The organism is Maritimimonas sp. 2205BS37-2 (assembly GCF_056591755.1).
On sequence record NZ_JBWQOI010000002.1, the window covers coordinates 1,155,007 to 1,177,839 of the forward strand.

Here is a 22,833-nt window from a genome sequence, read left to right on the forward strand (position 1 = left end):
CAACTAAAGAAAAATGGATACCAAAGAAATACTTAAAAAAGTTCGAAAAATAGAGATTAAGACACGCCGTTTGTCTGATCACATTTTTTCTGGAGAATATCACAGTTCATTCAAAGGGCGTGGTATGACCTTTTCTGAAGTGCGCCAATATCAATATGGAGATGATATTAGAAGTATTGATTGGAACGTTACTGCTCGTTATAATGAGCCTTTTGTAAAAGTATTTGAAGAAGAGCGCGAGCTTACGATGGTATTAATGGTTGATATTAGCGGATCTGAGTTTTTTGGCACTTCAGAACAATTTAAACGAGATACTATAACCGAAATTAGTGCTACACTGGCGTTTTCGGCAATTCAGAATAACGATAAAGTAGGATTACTTTTGTTTTCAGATGATATTGAATTGTTTATTCCACCTAAAAAAGGAAAAACACATGTACTTAGAATTATCAGAGAACTTATTGAGTTTAAGCCAAAAAGTAAAAAAACAAATATCGAACAAGCATTAAGATATTTATCAAATGTAATGAAGAAGAAAGCAATAGTTTTTATTCTTTCTGACTTTATGGATGAAGGATATGATAATGCCTTAAAAATAGTTGGTAGAAAGCATGATGTAACGGGTATAAGGGTTTATGATAAATATGAAGAAGAAATTCCAAAATTAGGAATGGTACCAATGTTAGATGCCGAAACAGGTAAAACAATTTTGGTAAATACAAATTCAAAACAGGTTAGAACCAATTATAGAGCGCACTATTTGAAAAAAGTTGATGAGTTTCAAAACACATTTAAGAGAAGTGGTTCAGGAACCATTAGTACTAGAATAGATGAGAGCTATGTTAAAAAATTACTAGGATATTTTAAACGTAAAGGAGCCTAGATTGTTAATGGAGTTTAAAAAGAAATATTACTTACTATTTGTTTTTTTGTGGATTGGCTTAATAAGCTTTTCACAAGAACTACCCGTTGTAACGGCCAAAGCTGATACCACTAAAATCAGGATTGGTGAGCAAATAAACTATCAAATTACGATAGAGAATGCAGATACGGGTGTTCAGTTTCCAGAGTTAGAGCTAGATAGCCTAGGAATGGTAGAAATTGTGGAAGCAAAACCGATAGATACTTTAAAAGAAAAACTAATTAAAAAATATGTACTCACCAGCTTTGATAGTGGTCAGTATGTTATTCCCGCACAACGAATCAAAATTTGGTCTCAAGAGTATTTAACAGATTCTGTTGTAGTAGATGTGGCTACAGTGGCCGTTGATACTACCAAACAAGCAATGTTTCCGATTAAGGCGATTCAAAATGAACCCTATACTTTTGAAGACTTTAAGAAATATTTATGGTGGATTCTAGGGATACTTCTTCTTGCAGCTCTTATTTTCTACTTGGTGTCACGTAAGAAGAAAACTATTGAAGAGATTGAAGCGGCAATACCTCCTTATGAGTTAGCTTTGAAGCGACTGAAAGAATTAGACGCCAAAGAATTATGGCAAAGAAATAAGGTTAAACAATATTATGTTGAGCTAACAGATATTATTAGAACTTATATTGAAAGAGAATTGAACATTCCAGCGCTAGAATCTACTACAGATGAATTATTGGAAACAATGACAGATTTTAATTCATCTAGTGCATTGAATATACCTCCAGAAACTATTGATAGGCTAAATAAATTACTAAAAGATGCTGATTTGGTGAAGTTTGCTAAGTTCAAACCGCTTATTAATGAAATTGAACTGCATAGACAAGATGCCCGAGAAGTAATAGATGATCTGAAACCTAAAATTATTGTAGAAGAGAATGAAGTTGTGGAATAATTTAGAATTTACAAACCCTGAGTTTCTTTGGTTGCTAGTATTAGTCCCTTTACTAGCTGCTTGGTATATTTTTAACAGAAAAAAAGATGCCGCCAGATTAACAATGGCCAACACTAAAGGTTTTGCGCAACAGTCAATTTTGGCAAAACTTAAACCAATATTATATGTATTGCGTTTATTGGCTTTGACAGGATTGATTTTGGCACTGGCAAGGCCACGAAATGTAGAAGTTAGTAAACGTACGAAGACTACAAGAGGTATAGACATTGTTATGGCAATTGATGTTTCAGCAAGTATGCTTGCAAAAGATTTGAAACCAAATCGCTTAGAAGCATTAAAAGTGGTAGCAACCGATTTTATTAACAAACGTCCGAATGATAGGATAGGAATTGTTGTTTATGCGGGTGAGAGTTTTACACAAACTCCTATTACTAGCGATAAGCGTATTGTAAAAAATACCGTTAGAAAGATTCGATGGGGCGACCTTGAAGGAGGTACAGCAATTGGTATGGGCTTAGGATCTGCTGTTAATAGACTTAAAGAGAGTCGCGCTCAAAGTAAGGTCATTATCCTTTTGACAGATGGGGTTAATAACGCAGGTTTCGTAGATCCAAAAACTGCAACCGAACTGGCTAAGGAACTAGGCATTAAAGTATATACTATAGGGTTAGGAACAAATGGTACTGCCTTATTTCCCTACGCTCGTGACGCTTCTGGAGGTTTATTATTTAGAAATGCTCCGGTTGAAATAGACGAGAAGCTGTTAAAATATATCGCTTCCGAAACCGAGGGAGAATATTTTAGAGCTACAGACAATAAAAAATTGGCTTCAATTTATGAAGACATTAATAAGTTAGAAAAAACAGAAATTGAAGAATTTAAATATTATAATTATCAAGAACGTTATAGACCTCTGGTTTTATTAGCAGGCTTTTTGGTGTTGCTGGAAATGGCATTGAGATTTACCATTTTCCGTAGCTTCATTTAATAATTAAGAAAATGTATCAATTAGAAGAAAAACAATACTTTATCTATTTTGCAGCAATCGCTGTGCTTCTCGTTGCTTATGTTATGGTAGTTCTTTGGAGGCGAAATAAGCAAAAAAAGTTCGCTGATTCTGCATTACTAGAACGACTAAGCCCTGAGGCTTCTTCGTTTAAATCATTCTTAAAAGTGCTTACGGTTGCTTTGGCATTATGTTTTTTAATAATTGCATTAGTGAATCCGAAAATGGGAACAAAATTAAAGACGGTGAAGCGCCAAGGAGTTGATATCGTTTTTGCTTTAGATGTTTCTAGAAGTATGCTCGCCGAAGATATAGCTCCCAATCGCTTGGAGAAGGCTAAACAATTGATTTCAAAAATAATCGATAAGCTAGGGAGCGATCGTGTTGGTATTATTATTTATGCAGGTAATGCATATCCCTTATTGCCAATTACTACAGATCATGCAGCTGCAAAAATGTTTTTGCAGAATGCAAATCCTGATATGGTTTCTTCTCAGGGAACGGCTATTAATGAAGCTCTTAAATTAGCAAAGAGCTATTTTGATGATGATGAGCAAACAAATCGCTATTTGTTCGTTATTTCTGATGGTGAAGATCATGAAGAGAATGTAAAATATATTGCTGACGAAGCTACTGAAGAAGGGATTAAGATCTACTCAATTGGAGTTGGTGACAGTGAAGGAGCGCCAATTCCTATTAAAAGAGATGGTACACTTATTGGATATAAAAAGGATAGAAAAGGAGAGGCTGTAATAACTAAACTGAATGATAAAACTTTAAAGACCATTGCTTCTGATGGAAAAGGTGAATACCTTTACGGGAATAATACAAGTAATACGGTAGAATATATAGATGAATTATTACTTGCCGCCGATAAAAAGGAATTTGAAACGAAGCAATTTTCAGATTTTAAAGATCAATTTCAGTGGTTTGTGGCTTTAGGACTACTGTTTTTAGTACTCGATACTTTGATGTTGAATAAGAAAACAAAGTGGATACAAAAATTAAACCTGTTTAACGAGAAAAAAGCAGAATGATGAAAAAGTTGAGCATTCTTTTTATTATAATGTCTATGGTTTCCTTTGCACAGAAAAAGGACAAAAAACCTGTAATTCAACAGGTAGAAAAACAAATTATCCGTCAAGGGAATGAGTTCTATAATCAGAATAATTTTGAAGACGCCGAAGTTCAATACAAAAAAGCCCTAGAAGTTAATCCTAATTATGAAAAAGCAAACTATAATTTGGGGAACGCTATTTATCAACAAGATCGGTTTACGGAGTCTGTGCCATTATATGATTTAGTAACTAAAACAACTAAAGATAAAACTGTAAAAGGTGAGAATTTCCACAATATTGGAAATGCAATGATGAAGCAGAAAGATTATGATAAAGCTATTAATGCATATAAGAACGCACTGCGCAATAATCCTAAAGATGATGAAACGCGTTATAATTTGGCCTTAGCACAGAAACTGCGTAAAAATGAAGCCGATAATAAAGACGACAAAAAGAATAAAGACAACAAAGATAAAAACGATAAGAATAAAGAAGATCAAAATAAAGAGAACCAAGATCAGAACAAGAATAAAGATAAAAGTGATCAAGGAGATAAGGATAAAGATCAAAAAGGGAACGACAAAGATCAAAACAATAAACAAGATCAAAACGATAATAAACAACAGCCAAGGCCTCAGCCTAATAAATTATCACCCCAACAAATAAAACAATTGCTTGAGGCTATGAATAATGAAGAGAATAAGACGCAGAAAAAAATTAATGCCAAAAAAGCAAAAGGCAAAAAGGTGAAACAAGAAAAAGACTGGTAATGAACTTAAATCAGGTAACAATTCCGTCCATCGATGTATATAAGTCTACTGAGTTTTATAAAACCTTAGGTTTGAAGCTAATTGTAGATGCTTTGCCACGTTATGTTCGTTTTGAGTGCCCAGATGGAGAGGCCACGTTTTCAGTGCATTTGGTTGAAGAATTACCAAAAGGCGCCGGGGTTTCTATTTATTTTGAAGATCAAGATTTGGATACAACTGTTAAGGTATTAATTGAAAAAGGGATTGAGTTTGATGAATTGCCTAATGATAAATCATGGGGCTGGAGAGAGGCACGTTTAAAAGATAAAGACAATAATCAAATTATTATTTTTAACGGAGGTAGCTATCGTAAAAACCCACCTTGGCGTCTAGAAGAATAGATAATGAAAAAATATAATATAGCATTTATACTATTATTTTTTACTCAGCTTATTACTGCTCAAGATGTTGAATTTAAGGCTAAAGTAAGTAAGAATAGGCTTGGGGTTAATGAGCGTTTGCGCATTACTTTTTCTATTAATAAGCAAGGAGCAGATGATTTTAAGCCTCCTAACTTTAAAAATTTTAAGGTAGTGGCGGGCCCTATGACCTCTACTAATTTTTCTTATATCAACGGTAAACAATCTTTTGAACAATCGTATAGCTATACGTTAGAACCGAAGAACCAAGGAGTTTTTACAATAGGAGGGGCTACTGCTAAATACGAAGATAAGACGGTTGAAACAAATACATTAAAAGTAACGGTTACAAAAGCTGTAGAAATACCTAAGGATCCGAATGACCCACGTTATGTAGCTTCACAAAATATTCATTTGGTCGCTGAAGTTTCCAATGCAAATCCTTATGTTGGAGAAAGTATTTCGGTAGTTTATAAGCTTTATGTAGATATTAATAGTGTTTCTGTGCGCAATACTCGCGAAGTGGAATCTCCGGCCTTTAATGGGTTTTGGAATCAAAATATTGAAGTAAACGGATTAGGGGCTAAAGACGGAACGTATCAAGGAAAACAGGTAAGATATGTAATCGTGAAGAAGACCGTTTTAATTCCACAGAAATCCGGAAAATTAACAATTGATCCTATGGAAATGGAAATTTCTGCAGGTGTTCCAATTGGTCGACGTGATTTGTTTGGTAATATGATAACCAGAAATACTAATTATACCGTTTCCACAGGTAGACGTTCAATCAATGTTAAACCTTTACCTTTAGAAGGGCGTCCGGTAGATTTTTCCGGAGCGGTAGGGAACTTTGATTTTAATGTTAGTACAAGTAAAGCAATTTTAAAAGCGAACGAATCTGCACAAATTAAGGTGGAAGTTTCTGGGAAAGGAAATCTTAAATTAATCGATTTACCTTCTATTGAAACACCAAATGGACTTGAGCGATATGAGCCTGAGCATAAAGAAAGCATACGGACTAATTTAAGTGGATTAAGCGGCAAGGTCTACGATCAGTATACTATTGTACCTCAATATCAAGGTAAATATAAAATACCACCTGTATCTTTTTCATATTTCAGTTTGGCAGATAAAGCTTATAAAACCATCACTACGGAAGCAATTGTTTTGAATGCTAACGAAGGAAAGATACCAACAGCCGAATCTAATAACTCGGTTAAACGGGATGTAGTGGCTACAGGAAGTAGTATTCGTTATATTAGTAGCAATGCGAATCTAGAACCAATAAAAAAGAAAGAAAATTTTCTAGGATCAGACCTTTTTTATGCCTTGCTCGTACTTCCCCTACTAGTAATTCCGGTTGGAATTTTTATTGGCAAGAAAAAACGTGAACGCGATAGTGATATAATTGGAAATAAACGGAGAAAAGCAGATCGTTTAGCACGAAAATATCTTTCTGAAGCTAAAAAGCAATTGGGTAAAAAAGAAGAATTTTATATTGCCTTAGAAAAAGCATTGCATAACTATTTAAAAGCAAAATTACAAGTAGAAACATCCGATATCAGTAAAGAACGGATTGCGTCAATATTAAAAGATAGAAAAGTAAATGCTAATGCTGTCGAAGAATTCATTAAAGTGTTAGATGACAGTGATTATGCGCGCTATACTCCAACAACTAATGTGATGATGCAGCAAGAATATAACAAGGCAAAAAATGTAATTGCCAAAATCGATAAACAATTGTAATGCGTAGTATATTACTATTAATATTTGTAGTCCTATCGAACTTTCTGTTTGCCCAAACAGTAGACAGCTTATTCTCTGACGCAAATAAGCTCTATAAGCAAGAGAAGTATAGTGAAGCTTTAACGGCATACAAGCAGATAGAAGATAACCAATTGCATTCTGATGATTTGTATTATAATATGGCAAACGCGCATTACAAAATGAATCAAGTAGCACCCGCCATTTATTATTATGAAAAAGCGCTATTACTTAACCCAAATAATCAAGATGCTAAATACAATCTTGGTTTTGCAAAGCAAATGGCAATAGATAATATCGAAGCATTACCGAAGACCATTGGAGAGCGATTTTCAGAAGGGCTTATTCAAAAAATGAGTTACAATACTTGGGCTTGGCTTGCTGTAATCTTTGGCGTTCTGTTTGCCACATTGTTTTTATTGTATCATTTTTCCTATAGCTCTTCAAGGAAGCGATTTTATTTTATAACAAGTATTATAAGTGCTATTTTAGTATTGGTTCTTACAACCTTTGCTTACAGTAACTTCAACTATGTTAAAACCAATAAATATGCAATTGTTTTTGCCCAGCAGATAGCTGTAAGAAGTGCGCCAACAAATTCTGGTGAGGTGAACTTTGAGCTACATGAAGGAGCAAAAGTAAAGCTTATAGAAAGTGTTGATAATTGGTATAAAATAAAACTAGTAGACGGTAAAATTGGCTGGATGCCTAAAGAAGATTTAAAGGAGATCAAATAATTTCATCTTTAAGAACGCCAAATTATTTAAAGCATACTGGCAAAATTTCATCTTTCATTAAACGGTATTTGTCAATATCTTTTTCAGTTATCTTTTTCGAGTAGTTAACCTCGTCAACCTTAAAGCCAACAGATCGCAATCGGTCAAAATAATCACTGCCGTAAACACGCACATGGTCATATTGCCCAAAATGTTTAGCGCGTTCTTCGGGAGATGTAATAGAAAAATCTTCATAGGTGATTTCACGTGAATAATCTTGAGGAATTTGAAAAATACCAAAACCACCAGGTTTCATAACACGATATAATTCTTGCATAGCTTTTTTATCATCTGTGATATGCTCTAATACGTGATTACAGAAAATAATATCGAATTCATTATCCTTAAACGGAAGATCACAGATATCTGCTTTTACATCTACGATCGGAGAGTATAAATCGGCTGTAACCAACGTTATATGTTTTAAACTTTTAAAGCGCTTTAAGAAACATTGTTCTGGAGCCATGTGGAGTACATGCTTTGGCTGTTCACTATCAAAAAAATTGGTTTCATTTTTTAGGTATAACCAAAGTAAACGATGTCTTTCTAATGAAAGTGTACTAGGTGAAAGTACATTAGGTCTTTGATTTCCATATCCATATGGTAAAAACCTTCGAAAGCTTTTCCCGTCAATCGGATCTGTATATTTATTTCCCGTTAAATAAAAAGCAAATATTGGGCGTGCCCAATAACTGGCTTTAATTAAAAAAGGGCGTGGGATGGTATTGAGTATGTATTTAAATAGTTTCAAAAGAGACTATTTATAATCTTCCCTAACAGGACAAAATGTATCTGCCACCTTACAAGTTGTTAAGGCCTTAGCGCTGTGCTTAGCATTACTTGGTATAACCGCAATCATTCCGGGTTTAAGGATGGTAGTGTTGCCTTCGATGGTCATTTCCAGTTCTCCTTCCATTACTTGGCTTGTCTGTTCATGTATATGAGAATGTTCTGGTAAAATGGCTCCTTCATCTAATGAAACATAGCCTAATGTGAAATTGTTAGTATGAACAAAGCGTGCACGAATACCTTTCGTGATTTCTTTTAAGGGAATGCTGGTAATATCTTTAAACATGATTATAAGGCTATTTCTGTTTGACGAAATTCATTCTCTTCATTACTCTCTATACCTAAGGCTTCGTAGATATAAGCAAATGTAGAAAGTAATTCTGGTTTGCCGTTTACAATAGCAACATCATGCTCAAAATGAGCAGAAGGTTTTCCATCAAGAGTTAAAATTGTCCAACCATCTTTGAGTTGTTTTATTTTGTGAGTTCCTAGATTTATCATAGGCTCAATGGCGACAACCATCCCTTCTTTAAATTTTTTTCCTCGACCCCGTCTTCCATAATTTGGCATTTCAGGATCTTCATGCATTTTTCTACCTAAGCCATGGCCTACTAGTTCGCGAACTACACCATAGCCATGTGATTCACAATAATTTTGAATAGCAAACCCTACATCTCCAACGCGATTGCCCGCTTTGAATTCGCGAATTCCTACATATAAACTTTCCTTGGTGACCTGTAGTAACTTTTTGGTAGGTTCATCTACCTCTCCAACCTCAAAGGTATAGGCATGATCACCATAAAAGCCATTTTTAATCGCGCCGCAATCAATTGAGATAATATCGCCACTTTCTAAAGATTTATCGTTTGGTATGCCATGTACCACTTGAGCATTTGGACTCATACATAAGGTATTAGGGAAATCATATAGTCCTAAAAATCCGGGAACGGCTTCTTGATCTCTAATAAATTCTTCAGCAAGCTTATCGAGCTGTAAGGTAGTAACACCTGGCTTCACTTCTTTAGCAAGCATACCTAATGTTTTTGATACCACTAATGCGCTTTCGCGCATCAATTCAATCTCTTCTGCAGTTTTTATCTTAATCATAACTAGGTTTTAAAAACGCCAAAAGCTTTTTTTCTTTTTCTTTGATATATCAGCTTTAGGATTACCTTTTATCTTTTGATAGATTTCTCCCCAGCTAAGCATGCCTCCTATATTTCTATCATCAATGAAAATATCGGCATTGATTTTACGGCTTACTTTCCCTTCAAATATTTCTTCAGGATAGTTTTTATTAACAGCGTAGAATTCAATCCCTTTCTTTTTACAGAAATCAACCGCTTCTTGCAAACGTGATCCATTTCTGTAGGTCCAAAGAATTAAACGATGCCCATCTTTTTCTAATTCTTTTAATGTTTCAAATGCAAATATCTTTGGTTCACCAATTTCTGGATATGCATCCTCAACAATGGTTCCATCAAAATCTATTGCAATAATCAAATGATCTTTCGGCAACATAGTCCCTCTTTTAATTTTTGCAAATTTAGTGTTTTAAAGTTTAATTATTTGCATAAGAGTGTTTGTAAGGCCTTCCACTAAAAATTTTAATAAGATCTTTATCTAAAGAGGCTCTAGGCTTTTCTACATAACGAGCTATTTCTATGTCGTTTTTATAAAAAATAAATGTAGGTGTTCTTTTAATATTAAAGCCTTCTTGTAGGTTATTGGGTGTTTTCTTGGCCCTGTTTAGTGCTATTACTTCTAAATTATTGAAGTCAAATTTTATGGCTTCTAATATTTTATATAGTTGAGGTACTTCTCGATGACTATCATGACACCAAACAGACATAAATACTTTTATACGAATACCTTCTTTAAGCTTACCAAGTTTTTTAACGGTTTTTTGATCTAATTCATAATTATTATAGCTTTCATCAAACCATTTTACATGAGGCTCTGCTTTAAAATCTTTCTTAGTTTTTATTCCAATATGATCAGCCCTGTTTTGTGTAATTGTTATTTTTTCTTGCGCCAACACGGCTACAGGAAATAGTAAAAAGAAGATGATTTTTTTCATAATAAAGAGTCTTCGTTCATAATTGCTGGCTTTTCTATACCAATTAAACTTAAAACTGTTGGAGCTATATTTGCCAAAATACCATTATTTACAGCTTCAAAATCATCATCTACTATAATGATAGGAACTGGATTGGTGGTATGCGCTGTATTTGGCGAGCCATCAGCATTAATCATTACTTCGCTATTACCATGATCAGCAATAATTATACCAGTATAATTGTTCTTTTGAGCTGAATTAATGATTTTTTCTACGCATTTATCAACGGTTTCAGCGGCTTTAATGGCAGCCTCAAATACTCCTGTATGTCCCACCATATCGGTATTTGCAAAATTTAAACATATAAAATCTGCTTCTTGCCTATCTAACTCTGGTAAAATTGCATCGGTAATATCTTGCGCACTCATTTCAGGTTGAAGATCGTATGTAGGTACTTTTGGTGAAGGACATAAGAGTCGTTTCTCACCGTCAAATTCAGATTCACGGCCGCCCGAAAAGAAGAATGTAACATGTGGATATTTTTCGGTTTCTGCAATACGGATTTGCTTTTTACCATTCTTAGCTAAAATTTCACCTAAGGTTTCGGTAAGGTCATCTTTAGGATATATTACCTCAATATTTTTAAAGGTATCATCATAATTGGTCATGGTTACATAATGCAAGTTCATTTTATGCATATTTTGCTCATGGAAATGTTGTTGTGATAAAGCTTGAGTTAATTGACGACCTCGATCAGTTCTAAAATTGAAAAAAATAACAACATCATCTTCTTTGATGACCGAAACAGGTTCTCCTTTAGAATCAGTTACTAAAATTGGTTTTATAAATTCATCGGTAACACCATTGTCATAGCTTTGTTGAATAGCATCTATCGGGTTAGTTGTTTTTTGACCAATACCATTTACCAAAAGATCATAGGCTAGTTTGACACGTTCCCAGCGCTTATCTCTATCCATTGCATAATAGCGCCCAACAATAGAAGCAAGTTTACTATTGTTGTTAGATAGAAAAAGCTCTAAATCTTCAATAAATCCTTTACCAGATTTTGGGTCTACATCACGGCCGTCAGTAAAAGCATGAACAAAACTGTTCACACCAGAATTAGCTGCAGCAGCAACTAATCCTTTTAAATGATTAATATGTGAATGTACGCCGCCATCAGATACCAACCCTAAAAAATGGATGTTCTTATTATTTGTTTTTGCATACGAAAAGGCATGCTGTAGGGTTTTCTCATTCTCAAGCTTTCCTTCACTTACTGCAATATTTATTTTCGCAAGTTCTTGATACACAATTCTACCCGCACCTAAATTCATATGACCCACTTCACTATTTCCCATTTGTCCTTCGGGGAGGCCAACATGGCGGCCATCAGTTCTAAGTGTAGCATGAGGGTATTTTTTATAAAGAGTATCTATGAATGGAGTTTGCGCCTGATCAATAGCAGATACTTCAGGGTTTTTTGCAATGCCCCAACCATCAAGAATTAGTAGAATTACCTTTTTTTGCATTAAATATAATCTTCAAAATTAAACAAAGTATAAAAGTACTAAAGTTAAAAGAGCTATTTGTTTCCTGAACTTTGATTTTACGATAACGATTGCATTTTTTAACAAAGTTAACAGTTTTAACAGTTTGTTTAGCCGTCGTTAAATTTGGGTTAAACATTGTTAAAGCAAGTAACAAGAGTTATGTTATTGTCGTCCTTTAGGGTATAAACTTAACACCTAATTATCATGAAAAAATTAATTTTTGCCTCAGTTTTAGCTTTAGGGCTAACTGTAAATGCAGCTCCGGTTGCAACGGATCTAAACACAAACTCTTTTGATGAAGTTGAATCTGTATATAGTACAGAAGTGAGTACTTTTTGTAAGCTAATTACAAAAGGTGACATTGATGCAGTTAAAAGTATGATTGTTGCTGGTACAGACGTAAATAAGAAGTCTAAGGGGATGACTCCTTTAATGTATGCCGCTCGTTACAATAAATCAGAAATAGTTGAACTATTAATTAGTAATGGCGCAGATTTAAAAATTAAATCTGATAGAGGTTACTCAGCATTACAGTATGCTAAAATGTCTAAAGCGCACGATACTTATAAGATAATTGCTGATGCAATAGAGGCTAAAAAGCTTGAAAGAAAGAATAAAAGAAAAAAGAGAAGAGCTTAAATAGGTGTCATTTAGAGCGGAGCGAAAAATCTTTTAATTAAGATTCTTCACTTCGCTTTTAATGACATTCTATTATTTAAAGTTTTTGTTATAATCCACGATACTTTGTGCTACAATTTCTAATGCTGTTTCTTTATTTTGAAACTCTTCTACAACCACAGTCTTATTTTCTAATTTTTTATAGTCTTCAAAGAAATTTTTAAGTTCCCTAAAAAAGTGACGAGGTAATTCTTTAATAGAATTAATGTGATTTACAGACATGTCGTTTGCTGCTACAGCTATAATTTTATCATCTTTTTCGCCACCGTCAAGCATACGCATTACTCCAATTACTTTAGCATCAACTAAGCACATTGGCACAATAGTTTCTTGCGAAAGCACTACAATATCCAAAGGGTCATTATCATCACAATATGTTTGTGGAATAAAACCATAATTTGCTGGATAGTACATAGACGAGTAAAGTACACGGTCTAATTTTAGCATACCACTTTCTTTATCTAACTCGTATTTTGCGCGTGTATTTTTAGGAATTTCTACAATTGCAGTAACTATTTCAGGTGTATTTTCACCTATGCTTACCTCGTGCCAAGGATTCATCATAATTCATCAAATTTTTAAAACTTGACAAAATTAAACAGAATATAGAGAATAACTAGTGTTACCGTTACAAAAACAATATTAAATGTTTGATTCCTCTTGTTTTGATTTTGAATACGTTCTCTAATTAACTTAAGTTGTTTGGGCGTCGCTTTTTTTTCAATTTTCCCTTCGCTGTACTTAACGTTCTGATACCTTTTTAACTTTTTGAATGCACTAGCTCTTGGGCGTTTATTATTCTTTAAGCTAGTGATCATTCCTTGAATTGATCCACCGCCAGGCATAATAGTTGATTTTTTGATTAATGAATATTTGTAAGCATATAATTACATACACTTATAATATTGGTAGTTAAAAAGGTGAAAATGTTACAATAACAAACCTATGAGGGCTATTGCCTATATTTACGGATAGCTTCTTTAATCTTTTCTATTCTATTCTCAGGGTCAGGATGTGTGCTTTGAAATTCAGGTACTCTATTTGGGCCAGCAGCAGCTTTTAATATTTTCATAACTCCTATCATTTCTTCGGGTTGATATCCTGCATTGATCATAAACTTAATACCTAAGTCATCACTTTCAAGCTCATCACCGCGACCATATTTCATATTTATTACATTAGCAATCATAGCAGCCATTTGCCCGGTATCGGCACCGCCGCCTACCATTACTCCAGATAAAATGCCTTGAGTAAGTCCCTGATTCGCCATTCGCTCGGCTGAATGACGACCTAAAACATGGCCAATTTCGTGCCCTAAAACACCAGCGAGCTGATCTTCATTTTCTAGTTTTGAGAATAGTGCATAGGTAATAAATATTTGCCCACCAGGTAATGCGAACGCATTGATTGCTTGCGGATCACGAAGCAAGTGAAAATCGTATCTGTAAGGAGTTTTTTTGGCGACACTACTATTTACTAATCGTTGCCCAACGCGATCTACTAAATTTTGAGCAGCTTGATCTGGATATAAACCTCCATGTTGTTGCGCCATTTGCGGAGCACTCTCTAAGCCGAGTCTAATTTCTTCATCAGCTGTAAGTGCAATACTTTGTTTTTTACCGGTATAAGGATTCGTTTCTCTTCTAGAATAATATTGAAATAATGAAAAAAGTACAATACCCGCACCAATCAACAATCGTATTTTAAACCCTCCGCTTCTTCTTCCTAACATATTTTTTTAGTTTTTGTATTAATGAAAGCTAAAGATACAAATATTTTGATTTGATCATTTAGTATTACATCTGTGCTCCTTCAACCGTAGGAATAGGCTCGGGTATATCGTTAGGATCATCTCCAATAATTTGACGAATGTCAATTTCGATACCACGAGACATGGTGGTAATTGGTACGTCATTCGGCGTGCCTTCAAACGGATTTTCTGACACTTCACCTATGCGTTCCATCGTATGAAAGATCCATGAAATAATCACACTAAAAGGGATAGTGAACCAAACAAAATACTTTCCTATCAACTCAATAATATGATGATATCCTCCCTGCGGATATGGCTTCCAGCTTTGAGCCAATTCAACAATTTGATTGCCAATTCCATTAAACTCATGCATCATTCCGTAAGGTAATAGAAACACAAAAATCCAAATGAAAAAACGATTTAAGGTAGCGAACTGTCTGGGGTATGGAAAATTTTTAATACGCTCTACTTTTCCTTGAAGCGTAAAAAACTCTACCAACATATTTTCCATTTCTAAATATGAAAATTCCCAGATATACCCTTTTTCTTTTAGCGCTCGCAGTTGTTTCGATTGCAAATTTAAACAAGCGCCTTGCTTATTACGCTGACTTAAAATAAACTGTTTTTCTTCGTCAGACACATAGCCTGTTAATTCTTCATCTAGACTTGTTGTGCGTTCTTTAACTTTCAATCGATTATCAATATATTCTCTGTCAGACTTATTATAGTTTGATATTTCCCATGGCTTTGGCGTGCGTAAGGCATGACGTAATGAGGTCATCCATGCCACATGACGAAGAATTAGTTGTTTTCTAATTCTAAAAAACTCTTCATCAGAAAGTCTTTCCTTTGCATGTTCATTGGTAATAAAATCATTTGTCATAATAGCAAATGAGCGTGAGGCATTTACAATACCACCCCAAATTTTACGCGCCTCCCACAAACGTCCATATGATGCGTTATTCTTAAAGGAAATTATAAACGCTAGAGCTGTACCTACTAAACCTATAGGTAGCCAAGGTAGATGTAACCAATACCAATGTAAACCGCTATAAAGTAAAACGGGAATCAGTGATAGTACAATAAAAATATAGATATAACGTCGCGTCCACGACAGCATATCTTTAATGGAGTAGTTTCTTTTGGTATACATTTTTTTAAATTATTACATTACTATATCATTCTTCCACTCGTAGGGCTTAGGAATATCAGTATCATCAATTAACTGCCGAATATCTATTTCTATACCTCTACTCATATCTGTTATTGGTACATCATTGGGGCCACCTTCAAAAGGATTTTCAGTGTTTTCACCAATTGCTTCCATGGTATGAAATACCCAACCAATCAACGCACTAAACGGAATTGAAAACCAAACAAAATGTTTGCCTATAAAAAGCTCTATCCGTTGTGAAATTTCGAAGTAAGCGGGATTTTCAGTTAAATAATCAACTATTTTTTCGCCAATAACTTGAAACTCTTCCATAATTGCAAACGGTACTAGCAATACAAAAGACCACATGAAAATATAGTTTAATGTAGCAAATTGTCTGGGGTATGGAAAGTTCTTAATGCGCTCACTTTTGCCTTGTAGTGTATAAAATTCGGTGATCATATTGTTCATTTCCATATGCCTAAAATCTTCAATATATCCTTGCTGCTTCAATTCACGCAGTCGTTTAGATTGAATTCCCAAAATTTGAGATGCTTGATTACCTTTAGCAAAAAGCTCTTGATATTCTTCTTCTGAGATGTAATCTTTAATTACATTTTCAATAGGTACTTGATCTTCATAAACATATAATTGTGTCTCACGAAACTCACGATTCGATTTACTGCTTTTTAGATGTGTTTCCCATGGTTTATCTTTTCGCAATTGATAGCGCAAAGCTGTCAACCAGGCAACATGGCGATGTACCAGTTCTTTATGAATTCCATACAATTTGTCATCAGATAATTTTTTCTCAGCATGGTCGTTGGTTATAAAATCTTTTACCATAACTGTCCATGATCGAGAGGCGTTTACAATGCCTCCCCAGATCTTACGAGCTTCCCAAAGTCGGTCATAAGAGGCATTATTTTTAAAAGAAACAATAAAAGCTACAGCGGTACCTAGCACACCCAGTGGAAGCCATGGTATGTGTAACCATTTCCAGCGAAAAATTTCATATAAAATTACTGGAATAGTAGCTAATAATAGAAATAAGTAAATATGGCGGCGCGTCCATCGAATAACACCTCTTATAGGGAAAATACGTCTGGTATACATTGAAAATTTTTAATCGAAATATACAAATTTCATGATAATCAAATTCAATTAAGATTTTCATAACTTTAAGAATTCAAAAATCATAGATTATGAGAAAACTTTTTTTAGCGGCTTTATTTTTAATAATTCAGAACAGCTACTGTGAAGCTCAAAAATTATCGAGGGTAGAAAAAAAGATTGCAAAGTCAGTTGAAAATAATAATCAACAGGCGATTCAATTTTTAAAGGAGGTGGTAAATATTAATAGTGGTACCATGAATCTTAAGGGTGTGAAAAAAGTTGGAATGGTTTTTAAGGATGCTTTTGACGGTATTGGTTTTAAAACAAATTGGATAGAGATGCCGCAAGAAATGAACCGAGCAGGTCATTTCTTTGCTGAGACTTCTGGCACCAAAGGAAAGAAACTATTACTTATTGGTCATATTGATACTGTTTTTGAGGAAGATAGTCCGTTTCAAGAGTTTAAGATGGTTAATGATAGTATAGCGCACGCACCTGGAGGAAATGATATGAAAGGTGGCGATGTAATTATTTTGTATGCCTTGAAAGCTTTGCGAGAAAATGGGCTTTTAAAAAATAGACAGGTGATCGTTGCCTTTACGGGTGATGAAGAAAGTACCGGAAAGCCGTTAAGTATTAGTAGAAAAGATTTGATCGATGCTGCTAAACGCAGTGATATTGCTTTAGGTTTTGAAAATGCTACCGGATTTAATAACGCTACCATCGCCAGGAGAGGTTCTTCTGGATGGAAATTAAAGGTGAAGGGAAAACGTGCACACTCTTCAGGCGTATTTAATGATAGAGTGGGAGCGGGAGCTATTTTTGAAATGTCTAGAATCTTAAATGAATTTTACACAAAAGTTAAGGGAGAGAAGTATTTAACATTCAATCCTGGAGTTTTACTTGGAGGCACCTTTGTTGATTTTGATGAAGCGAATAGTAAAGGAAATGCATTTGGTAAAAGTAATGTGGTAGCTCAAACTGCTGTTGTAGATGGCGGATTACGTTTCATTTCTGAAGAACAAAAAGAAAATGCTCGGAAAAAAATGCGTGAAATCGTTGCAAATAATTTACCACAAACTTCAGCAAAAATCTCTTTTATTGATAGCTATCCGGCTATGGGTCCAACAGAAGGAAATAAAGAATTGTTAAAGGTACTAAGTGGTGTAAGTGTCGATTTAGGTTATGGCGAAGTACTAGGATATGATCCATCTAAAAGAGGGGCTGCAGATGTTTCTTTTGTTGCCGAATATGTTGACTGTCTTGACGGATTGGGTACTATGGGGTCTAGAGCACATACCCCTGAAGAAACAGTAAACCTTAATACAATTGAGGCACTAACAAAAAGAGCCGCTATTTTAATTTATCGATTGATAAATCAATAATTTAATAGCTCTTCGAGCTTGACTCTCACTTTTTCAGTAGAAGGAATCATTGTTTCTTCTAGTGTTGAATTTAATGGAATTGCAGGCATGTTTTCACTACCAATAGTCATAACTGGAGCATCTAAATATTTAAAACACTTTTCTTGAATTTTTCCTGCTAAGGCCAAAGCAAAACTATTATTAGAAGGTTCTTCAGTAACAACTAAACATTTCCCGGTTTTCTTAACAGATTTCATAATGGTATCTTCATCAAGAGGATATAAAGTTCTAAGATCAATTATTTCAATTGTGTCCCTCATATCTCTTGTTGCATTGTAAGCCCAGTGAACACCCATACCATAAGTTATGATAGATGCAGTTTCTACTTCTTCTTGTGGCCAAATTTCTTGTAGTAACCAAGCTTTCCCTAAGGGTAACACATAATCTTCACTAGGCTCCAAAGAGGTTGCTCCACTTGTGCCTTTAACTTTACTCCAGTATAAGCCCTTATGTTCTAAAATAACTACAGGATTCGGATCATAATATGCCGCTTTCATCAACCCTTTTAAATCAGCACCGTTACTTGGATATATTATTTTAATACCTCTAATATTAGTGACAACACTTTCTACTGATGATGAATGATATGGCCCTCCACTTCCGTAAGCACCAATCGGTACACGTAAGATCATTGAAACTGGCCATTTACCATTCGATAAATAACAACTTCGACTTACTTCGGTAAATAATTGATTTAACCCAGGCCAGATATAATCTGCAAATTGCACTTCAACTATGGGTTTCAAACCTACAGCACTCATGCCAACAGTAGAACCTACTATAAATGCTTCTTGAATAGGTGTATTAAAGACGCGGTCATCACCAAATTTTTGGGCTAATGTAGCGGCTTCTCTAAAAACACCACCAAGCCTTCCTCCAACATCTTGGCCATATAGTAAGCATTCTTTGTGCTTTGCCATTAATTCTTCAATAGCAAAAAGTGCACAATCTACCATTACTACTTTTTCTCCTCCTTTAGGTGAACGTTCACCAACTTCTTCGGTGATTAAAGTAGGAGCGAAGTCATGCGTAAATAAATCTTCAGGTTTAGGATCTTCAGCATTTAATGCTCTTTCATAATCTTTTTTTACGATTACTTTAGCAGATGATTCTATTTTTTCAAGTTCCTTTGATGAAAATCCGTTTTCAAGAAGTAGCTCTTTTAATTTAGGGTATGGATCACGAGAGCGAGCTTCATCAAGATCATCGCGATACCATTCCATGCGAACACCCGAGGTGTGATGATTCAATAAAGGAACTTTAGCATGTACTAAAAATGGTCGACGCTCCTTTCGTATTGTTTCAATCACCGTTTGCAGTACATTATAACTTTCTTCAAAGTTGGCCCCGTCAATAGAAACCGCTTCGAGACCATGGAATCCGGCGGCATATTCAGCAGCATTTTGAGCCCTCGTTTCTTCTTCGTTGGCCGATATATCCCAACCATTATCTTGTACTAAATAAAGAATTGGCATTTGTTTTAAAGCAGCCATTTGAAAAGCTTCAGCAATTTCACCTTCCGTTACCGATGCATCTCCCAATGAACAAACTGTAATGGGAAGTTCATCTGAAAGTTGTACTTCACTAAGAATAGTATTTTTTAAACCTTGTTTTTCTAAGTATTGCATACCCATTGCAACTCCTGTAGCTGGAATGGCTTGCATACCGGTAGCAGATGACTGATGTGGTATCTTCGGTTTGTCGGCGTCTTTTAAACTTGGATGCGAATAGTAGGTGCGTCCTCCTGAAAACGGATCATCACGCTTTGCCAAAACTTGTAGCATTAAATCATAAGGTTGCATGCCAATTGATAGCAAAATCGAATCATCACGATAATATGGAAAAACATAATCTTGAGGAAGCAATTGCATTCCTAAGGCTATTTGAATTACTTCATGACCTCTAGAAGTTGCATGTACATATTTTGAAACTACTTTAAAATTTTCTTCGAAGAGTTCAGTCATTGCCTTTGCTGTGCAAAGATGTGAATAGGCTTCTCTTAATATTGTTTTGTTACTTGTTTTTACTTCCAAATCTTAAATTTTTCTATCAACATCAAACTTCTCTAAATAATCGGCTACACGACGCACAAAACTTCCCCCTAAGAAACCATCTACTACACGATGATCAAAAGATAGTGATAAGTACATCATGCTTCTTATAGCTATTTCATCTCCATTCTCGGTTTCAATAACTTCTGGTCGTTTTTTAATAATACCTAATGCAAGAATAGCTACTTCGGGTTGATTTATAATAGGCGTTCCCATAACACTTCCGAACGTACCAACATTAGAAATTGTAAAAGTACTTCCCTTAATGTCATCACCTCCTAATTTATTTTCTCTTGCTTTTGAAGCTAAGTCGTTTACCTCAGAGGCTAGTTGTTTTAAATCTTTCGTATCAGCATTCTTAACTACCGGAACTATCAAATTTCCAGTTGGTAGCGCTGTAGCCATTCCAATATTGATATTCTCTTTAACTATTATATTAGAACCGTCAACAGACACATTGATCATAGGGAAATCCTTTACTGCTTTAGCAACGGCTTCAACAAATAGTGGAGTAAAGGTTAAGCGCTCATTATATTTTTCTTGAAAGGCTTTTTTATTTGTATTTCGCCAATTAACCATATTGGTTAAATCGGCTTCAACATATGCAGTAACATGTGGAGACGTATGTTTTGAATACACCATACGATCTGCAATCATTTGACGCATACGATCCATCGCTACAATCTTACCAGAGCCTTTATCTAAATTTAACTGAGGAATACGATACGCTGTTGGGTCTTGCACTACTGGTTGTGCAAATTTGTAAGGTCTTCCTTCTTCTATATATTGAAATACATCACTTTTTCGCAAGCGCCCTTCATTTCCTGTAGCGGGAATTCTTGCTAATTCTTCAAAACTAATATGATGCTCTTTTGCAATTGAAACGATTAACGGTGAAAAAAAAGTGTTAGTATTGTTTACTGAAAAATTGGTTGAAGTTGTAACAGCCGTCTGAGTAGATTTTACTTTTTTGGCTGCCTTTTTCTTTTGAGAAGTGTCTACGTCGTTCGATATAACGTCTTGTTTTTTTTCTGAAACTTCTTCAGAACTTTCTAAGACAGCAATTACTACACCCACGGGAACTACATCTTTAGCTTGAAATAAGGTTTTAACCAAAGTTCCAGCACTTGGTGCAGGCACTTCATTGTCAACCTTATCGGTAGCTACTTCTAAAAGCACATCGCCTTCTTCAAACGATTCTCCTTCATTGACCAACCAATTGATGATAGTACCTTCGGTAATACTTTCACCCATTTTGGGCATTTTTAATTCTAATTTTGACATCTAAGTTAACTAGCGTTTGTTAGTTTATTTTTTCATAAAATCTCGTAATGTTTCATACGTATTTTCTTGAACCATTCGATTTTTTGGAACCTCTCTTAAGGGCTCCACTTCTTTTAAAGTTTCATGACATTCTTTAGGTAATTGTTGGTATAATTGTGTGCCTTTAGTTTTCCAGTTAATCATCTCATCAGTTACTTCTTTAATCACTTTGGCAGGATTACCTACTACCAAACTTCTTTTAGGAATTTTCGTTTCAGCTTTAACAAATGCCATGGCGCCAACAATACACTCATCACCAATTTCTGCATCATCCATAATCACGGTGTTCATGCCAATCAAACAGTTTCTGCCTAAATTGGCTCCGTGAATAATGGCTCCGTGACCAACATGAGCGCTTTCTTTTAGTACCATAGATTTACCGGGAAACATATGTATTGTACAATTCTCTTGAACATTTACGCCATCTTCTAAAATAATTTGCCCCCAATCGCCTCGAATAGCAGCACCTGGACCGATATAACAATTTTTACCAATTATCACATTACCGGTAACGGCAGCTAAAGGGTGTACAAAGCTACTTTTATGAACTACCGGTTTGTATCCTTGAAATTCGTAGATCATTTATTTAAAACGTTTCAAAGTTTCCTTAGTAAAATCACTTAGTACCAAACGCCCGCTAATTGCTGCGCGTTCGGCTAATAAAGTATCCCAATCTTCTGTTCCTTTCCAAAACATTTGCTTCATCTCTCTCATGGCCTCCGAATTGTAATTGCAGAGATTTTCTGCAAAAGCTTTTACAGCATCATCTAATTCTTCTGTTGATTCATAAACTTGCGTGAATAACCCTTTTTGCTTTGCCCAATCTGCCGGATAAAAACTATTCGCATCAATGGCAATTTGAGACATACCGCTAAGCCCTAATTTACGTTGTACCGCCGGCCCCACTACAAACGGACCAATGCCCACATTCAATTCACTTAACTTGATTGCTGCAAATTTCGTTGCCATACAATAATCTGTTGCTGAGGCCAAACCAACGCCGCCACCAACAGTTTTTCCTTGCACACGACCAATAATAAATTTCGGGCATTTACGCATCGCATTAATTACGTTGGCAAAGCCAGAAAAGAATACTTTACCGGTTGCTTCATCATTAATATTTATTAATTCTTTAAAACTAGCTCCTGCGCAAAAGGTTCTTTCTCCGCCACTTTTTAAAACAATAACTTTTACCTCATCATTGCTTCCTGCATCGGTAATAGCTTGTGCTAATTCTGCTAAGATATCTCCGGGTAAGGAGTTATGAGCAGGATGAAAAAATTCGATCGTTCCTACTCCTTTTTCTATGGTTTGTTTTACGTATGGTTGTGTCATG

25 protein-coding genes are annotated in these 22,833 nt (G+C 35.1%); 10 read left to right on the top strand and 15 right to left on the bottom strand.

Features of this window, described 5'->3' with window-relative positions:
- Positions 1-13 precede the first annotated feature (13 nt).
- From AC1EUU_RS12610 to AC1EUU_RS12645, 8 genes are read left to right on the top strand one after another with little or no spacing between them, the layout of a single operon-like run.
- Complete coding sequence (locus AC1EUU_RS12610) at positions 14-883, top strand: DUF58 domain-containing protein (protein ID WP_480201787.1); 870 nt, start codon at positions 14-16, stop codon at positions 881-883.
- Between the two features lie 7 nt (positions 884-890).
- Positions 891-1,826: a hypothetical protein gene (locus AC1EUU_RS12615; protein WP_480201788.1), complete on the top strand. Its 936-nt coding sequence runs from the start codon at positions 891-893 to the stop codon at positions 1,824-1,826.
- A complete protein-coding gene (locus AC1EUU_RS12620) occupies positions 1,810-2,814 on the top strand; it encodes a vWA domain-containing protein (RefSeq protein WP_480201789.1) in 1,005 nt (334 codons plus the stop codon). Before AC1EUU_RS12615 ends, AC1EUU_RS12620 begins: the two co-directional genes overlap by 17 nt.
- 11 nt (positions 2,815-2,825) lie before the next feature.
- Positions 2,826-3,869, top strand: coding sequence for a vWA domain-containing protein (locus AC1EUU_RS12625; protein ID WP_480201790.1), 1,044 nt, complete (start codon positions 2,826-2,828; stop codon positions 3,867-3,869).
- Positions 3,869-4,660, top strand: coding sequence for a tetratricopeptide repeat protein (locus tag AC1EUU_RS12630; protein ID WP_480201791.1), 792 nt, complete (start codon positions 3,869-3,871; stop codon positions 4,658-4,660). Before AC1EUU_RS12625 ends, AC1EUU_RS12630 begins: the two co-directional genes overlap by 1 nt.
- Positions 4,660-5,040, top strand: a complete 381-nt coding sequence (locus tag AC1EUU_RS12635) for a VOC family protein (protein ID WP_480201792.1) — start codon at positions 4,660-4,662, stop codon at positions 5,038-5,040. Before AC1EUU_RS12630 ends, AC1EUU_RS12635 begins: the two co-directional genes overlap by 1 nt.
- Positions 5,041-5,043: 3 nt before the next feature.
- Entirely contained in the window at positions 5,044-6,804 is a 1,761-nt protein-coding gene (locus tag AC1EUU_RS12640; protein ID WP_480201793.1) for a BatD family protein, read from the top strand.
- On the top strand, positions 6,804-7,559 hold the full coding sequence (locus AC1EUU_RS12645; protein WP_480201794.1) for an SH3 domain-containing protein: 756 nt from the start codon (positions 6,804-6,806) through the stop codon (positions 7,557-7,559). Before AC1EUU_RS12640 ends, AC1EUU_RS12645 begins: the two co-directional genes overlap by 1 nt.
- 22 nt (positions 7,560-7,581) lie before the next feature.
- On the opposite strand, the gene AC1EUU_RS12650 is transcribed toward AC1EUU_RS12645, so the two are convergent.
- The 6 genes from AC1EUU_RS12650 to gpmI are packed head-to-tail and all read right to left on the bottom strand — an operon-like array spanning position 7,582 to position 11,978.
- On the bottom strand, positions 7,582-8,349 hold the full coding sequence (locus AC1EUU_RS12650) for a class I SAM-dependent methyltransferase (protein WP_480201795.1): 768 nt from the start codon (positions 8,347-8,349) through the stop codon (positions 7,582-7,584).
- A 6-nt stretch (positions 8,350-8,355) separates the two neighbouring features.
- On the bottom strand, positions 8,356-8,673 hold the full coding sequence (locus AC1EUU_RS12655; RefSeq protein WP_480201796.1) for a cupin domain-containing protein: 318 nt from the start codon (positions 8,671-8,673) through the stop codon (positions 8,356-8,358).
- A 2-nt stretch (positions 8,674-8,675) separates the two neighbouring features.
- Positions 8,676-9,494 (bottom strand): type I methionyl aminopeptidase, encoded by an 819-nt coding sequence (map, locus tag AC1EUU_RS12660; protein WP_480201797.1) that lies wholly within the window; start codon positions 9,492-9,494, stop codon positions 8,676-8,678.
- A 9-nt stretch (positions 9,495-9,503) separates the two neighbouring features.
- A complete protein-coding gene (locus tag AC1EUU_RS12665; RefSeq protein WP_480201798.1) occupies positions 9,504-9,908 on the bottom strand; it encodes a BT0820 family HAD-type phosphatase in 405 nt (134 codons plus the stop codon).
- Between the two features lie 40 nt (positions 9,909-9,948).
- Positions 9,949-10,467, bottom strand: coding sequence for a thioredoxin family protein (locus AC1EUU_RS12670; protein WP_480201799.1), 519 nt, complete (start codon positions 10,465-10,467; stop codon positions 9,949-9,951).
- A complete protein-coding gene (gpmI, locus tag AC1EUU_RS12675) occupies positions 10,464-11,978 on the bottom strand; it encodes a 2,3-bisphosphoglycerate-independent phosphoglycerate mutase (RefSeq protein ID WP_480201800.1) in 1,515 nt (504 codons plus the stop codon). Before gpmI ends, AC1EUU_RS12670 begins: the two co-directional genes overlap by 4 nt.
- Before the next feature lie 225 nt (positions 11,979-12,203).
- On the opposite strand from gpmI, the gene AC1EUU_RS12680 reads away from it, so the two are divergent.
- On the top strand, positions 12,204-12,638 hold the full coding sequence (locus tag AC1EUU_RS12680; protein ID WP_480201801.1) for an ankyrin repeat domain-containing protein: 435 nt from the start codon (positions 12,204-12,206) through the stop codon (positions 12,636-12,638).
- 72 nt (positions 12,639-12,710) lie between these two features.
- On the opposite strand, the gene AC1EUU_RS12685 is transcribed toward AC1EUU_RS12680, so the two are convergent.
- The 5 genes from AC1EUU_RS12685 to AC1EUU_RS12705 form a co-directional block, all read right to left on the bottom strand.
- Positions 12,711-13,241: an inorganic diphosphatase gene (locus AC1EUU_RS12685; protein WP_480201802.1), complete on the bottom strand. Its 531-nt coding sequence runs from the start codon at positions 13,239-13,241 to the stop codon at positions 12,711-12,713.
- A gap of 14 nt (positions 13,242-13,255) precedes the next feature.
- The gene (locus AC1EUU_RS12690) at positions 13,256-13,522 is read right to left on the bottom strand and encodes a hypothetical protein (RefSeq protein ID WP_480201803.1); all 267 of its coding nucleotides are present in this window, start codon (positions 13,520-13,522) and stop codon (positions 13,256-13,258) included.
- 107 nt (positions 13,523-13,629) lie between these two features.
- Positions 13,630-14,409 (bottom strand): M48 family metalloprotease, encoded by a 780-nt coding sequence (locus AC1EUU_RS12695; protein WP_480201804.1) that lies wholly within the window; start codon positions 14,407-14,409, stop codon positions 13,630-13,632.
- Positions 14,410-14,473: 64 nt separating this feature from the next.
- Positions 14,474-15,583 carry a bestrophin family protein gene (locus AC1EUU_RS12700; protein ID WP_480201805.1) on the bottom strand — a complete coding sequence of 370 codons (1,110 nt, stop codon included), beginning with the start codon at positions 15,581-15,583 and terminating at the stop codon, positions 14,474-14,476.
- Between the two features lie 12 nt (positions 15,584-15,595).
- The gene (locus tag AC1EUU_RS12705; protein ID WP_480201806.1) at positions 15,596-16,699 is read right to left on the bottom strand and encodes a bestrophin family protein; all 1,104 of its coding nucleotides are present in this window, start codon (positions 16,697-16,699) and stop codon (positions 15,596-15,598) included.
- Between the two features lie 89 nt (positions 16,700-16,788).
- Here AC1EUU_RS12705 and AC1EUU_RS12710 point away from each other — a divergent pair, with 89 nt between their 5' ends.
- A complete protein-coding gene (locus AC1EUU_RS12710) occupies positions 16,789-18,084 on the top strand; it encodes a M20/M25/M40 family metallo-hydrolase (RefSeq protein WP_480201807.1) in 1,296 nt (431 codons plus the stop codon).
- Here the strand turns inward: AC1EUU_RS12710 and AC1EUU_RS12715 are convergent.
- The 4 genes from AC1EUU_RS12715 to AC1EUU_RS12730 form a co-directional block, all read right to left on the bottom strand.
- Positions 18,078-20,087 (bottom strand): alpha-ketoacid dehydrogenase subunit alpha/beta, encoded by a 2,010-nt coding sequence (locus AC1EUU_RS12715; RefSeq protein ID WP_480201808.1) that lies wholly within the window; start codon positions 20,085-20,087, stop codon positions 18,078-18,080. The two genes, AC1EUU_RS12710 and AC1EUU_RS12715, sit on opposite strands and share 7 nt — an antisense overlap.
- A 72-nt stretch (positions 20,088-20,159) precedes the next feature.
- Positions 20,160-21,458: a dihydrolipoamide acetyltransferase family protein gene (locus tag AC1EUU_RS12720; protein WP_480201809.1), complete on the bottom strand. Its 1,299-nt coding sequence runs from the start codon at positions 21,456-21,458 to the stop codon at positions 20,160-20,162.
- A gap of 24 nt (positions 21,459-21,482) precedes the next feature.
- Positions 21,483-22,079, bottom strand: coding sequence for an acyltransferase (locus tag AC1EUU_RS12725; protein WP_480201810.1), 597 nt, complete (start codon positions 22,077-22,079; stop codon positions 21,483-21,485).
- Positions 22,080-22,832 carry an enoyl-CoA hydratase/isomerase family protein gene (locus AC1EUU_RS12730; protein ID WP_480201811.1) on the bottom strand — a complete coding sequence of 251 codons (753 nt, stop codon included), beginning with the start codon at positions 22,830-22,832 and terminating at the stop codon, positions 22,080-22,082.
- Position 22,833: the final 1 nt, after the last annotated feature.

Coding starts and splice junctions, on each gene's coding strand:
- AC1EUU_RS12720 (WP_480201809.1), bottom strand. CDS start 21,458: ATGTCAAAATTAGAATTAAAAATGCCCAAAATGGGTGAAAGTATTACC.
- AC1EUU_RS12690 (WP_480201803.1), bottom strand. CDS start 13,522: ATGCCTGGCGGTGGATCAATTCAAGGAATGATCACTAGCTTAAAGAAT.
- map (WP_480201797.1), bottom strand. CDS start 9,494: ATGATTAAGATAAAAACTGCAGAAGAGATTGAATTGATGCGCGAAAGC.
- AC1EUU_RS12715 (WP_480201808.1), bottom strand. CDS start 20,087: ATGACTGAACTCTTCGAAGAAAATTTTAAAGTAGTTTCAAAATATGTA.
- AC1EUU_RS12685 (WP_480201802.1), bottom strand. CDS start 13,241: ATGATGAATCCTTGGCACGAGGTAAGCATAGGTGAAAATACACCTGAA.
- AC1EUU_RS12665 (WP_480201798.1), bottom strand. CDS start 9,908: ATGTTGCCGAAAGATCATTTGATTATTGCAATAGATTTTGATGGAACC.
- AC1EUU_RS12630 (WP_480201791.1), top strand. CDS start 3,869: ATGAAAAAGTTGAGCATTCTTTTTATTATAATGTCTATGGTTTCCTTT.
- AC1EUU_RS12655 (WP_480201796.1), bottom strand. CDS start 8,673: ATGTTTAAAGATATTACCAGCATTCCCTTAAAAGAAATCACGAAAGGT.
- AC1EUU_RS12610 (WP_480201787.1), top strand. CDS start 14: ATGGATACCAAAGAAATACTTAAAAAAGTTCGAAAAATAGAGATTAAG.
- AC1EUU_RS12620 (WP_480201789.1), top strand. CDS start 1,810: ATGAAGTTGTGGAATAATTTAGAATTTACAAACCCTGAGTTTCTTTGG.
- AC1EUU_RS12725 (WP_480201810.1), bottom strand. CDS start 22,079: ATGATCTACGAATTTCAAGGATACAAACCGGTAGTTCATAAAAGTAGC.
- AC1EUU_RS12635 (WP_480201792.1), top strand. CDS start 4,660: ATGAACTTAAATCAGGTAACAATTCCGTCCATCGATGTATATAAGTCT.
- AC1EUU_RS12645 (WP_480201794.1), top strand. CDS start 6,804: ATGCGTAGTATATTACTATTAATATTTGTAGTCCTATCGAACTTTCTG.
- AC1EUU_RS12710 (WP_480201807.1), top strand. CDS start 16,789: ATGAGAAAACTTTTTTTAGCGGCTTTATTTTTAATAATTCAGAACAGC.
- AC1EUU_RS12640 (WP_480201793.1), top strand. CDS start 5,044: ATGAAAAAATATAATATAGCATTTATACTATTATTTTTTACTCAGCTT.
- AC1EUU_RS12695 (WP_480201804.1), bottom strand. CDS start 14,409: ATGTTAGGAAGAAGAAGCGGAGGGTTTAAAATACGATTGTTGATTGGT.
- AC1EUU_RS12625 (WP_480201790.1), top strand. CDS start 2,826: ATGTATCAATTAGAAGAAAAACAATACTTTATCTATTTTGCAGCAATC.
- AC1EUU_RS12680 (WP_480201801.1), top strand. CDS start 12,204: ATGAAAAAATTAATTTTTGCCTCAGTTTTAGCTTTAGGGCTAACTGTA.
- AC1EUU_RS12730 (WP_480201811.1), bottom strand. CDS start 22,832: ATGACACAACCATACGTAAAACAAACCATAGAAAAAGGAGTAGGAACG.
- gpmI (WP_480201800.1), bottom strand. CDS start 11,978: ATGCAAAAAAAGGTAATTCTACTAATTCTTGATGGTTGGGGCATTGCA.
- AC1EUU_RS12670 (WP_480201799.1), bottom strand. CDS start 10,467: ATGAAAAAAATCATCTTCTTTTTACTATTTCCTGTAGCCGTGTTGGCG.
- AC1EUU_RS12615 (WP_480201788.1), top strand. CDS start 891: ATGGAGTTTAAAAAGAAATATTACTTACTATTTGTTTTTTTGTGGATT.
- AC1EUU_RS12700 (WP_480201805.1), bottom strand. CDS start 15,583: ATGTATACCAAAAGAAACTACTCCATTAAAGATATGCTGTCGTGGACG.
- AC1EUU_RS12705 (WP_480201806.1), bottom strand. CDS start 16,699: ATGTATACCAGACGTATTTTCCCTATAAGAGGTGTTATTCGATGGACG.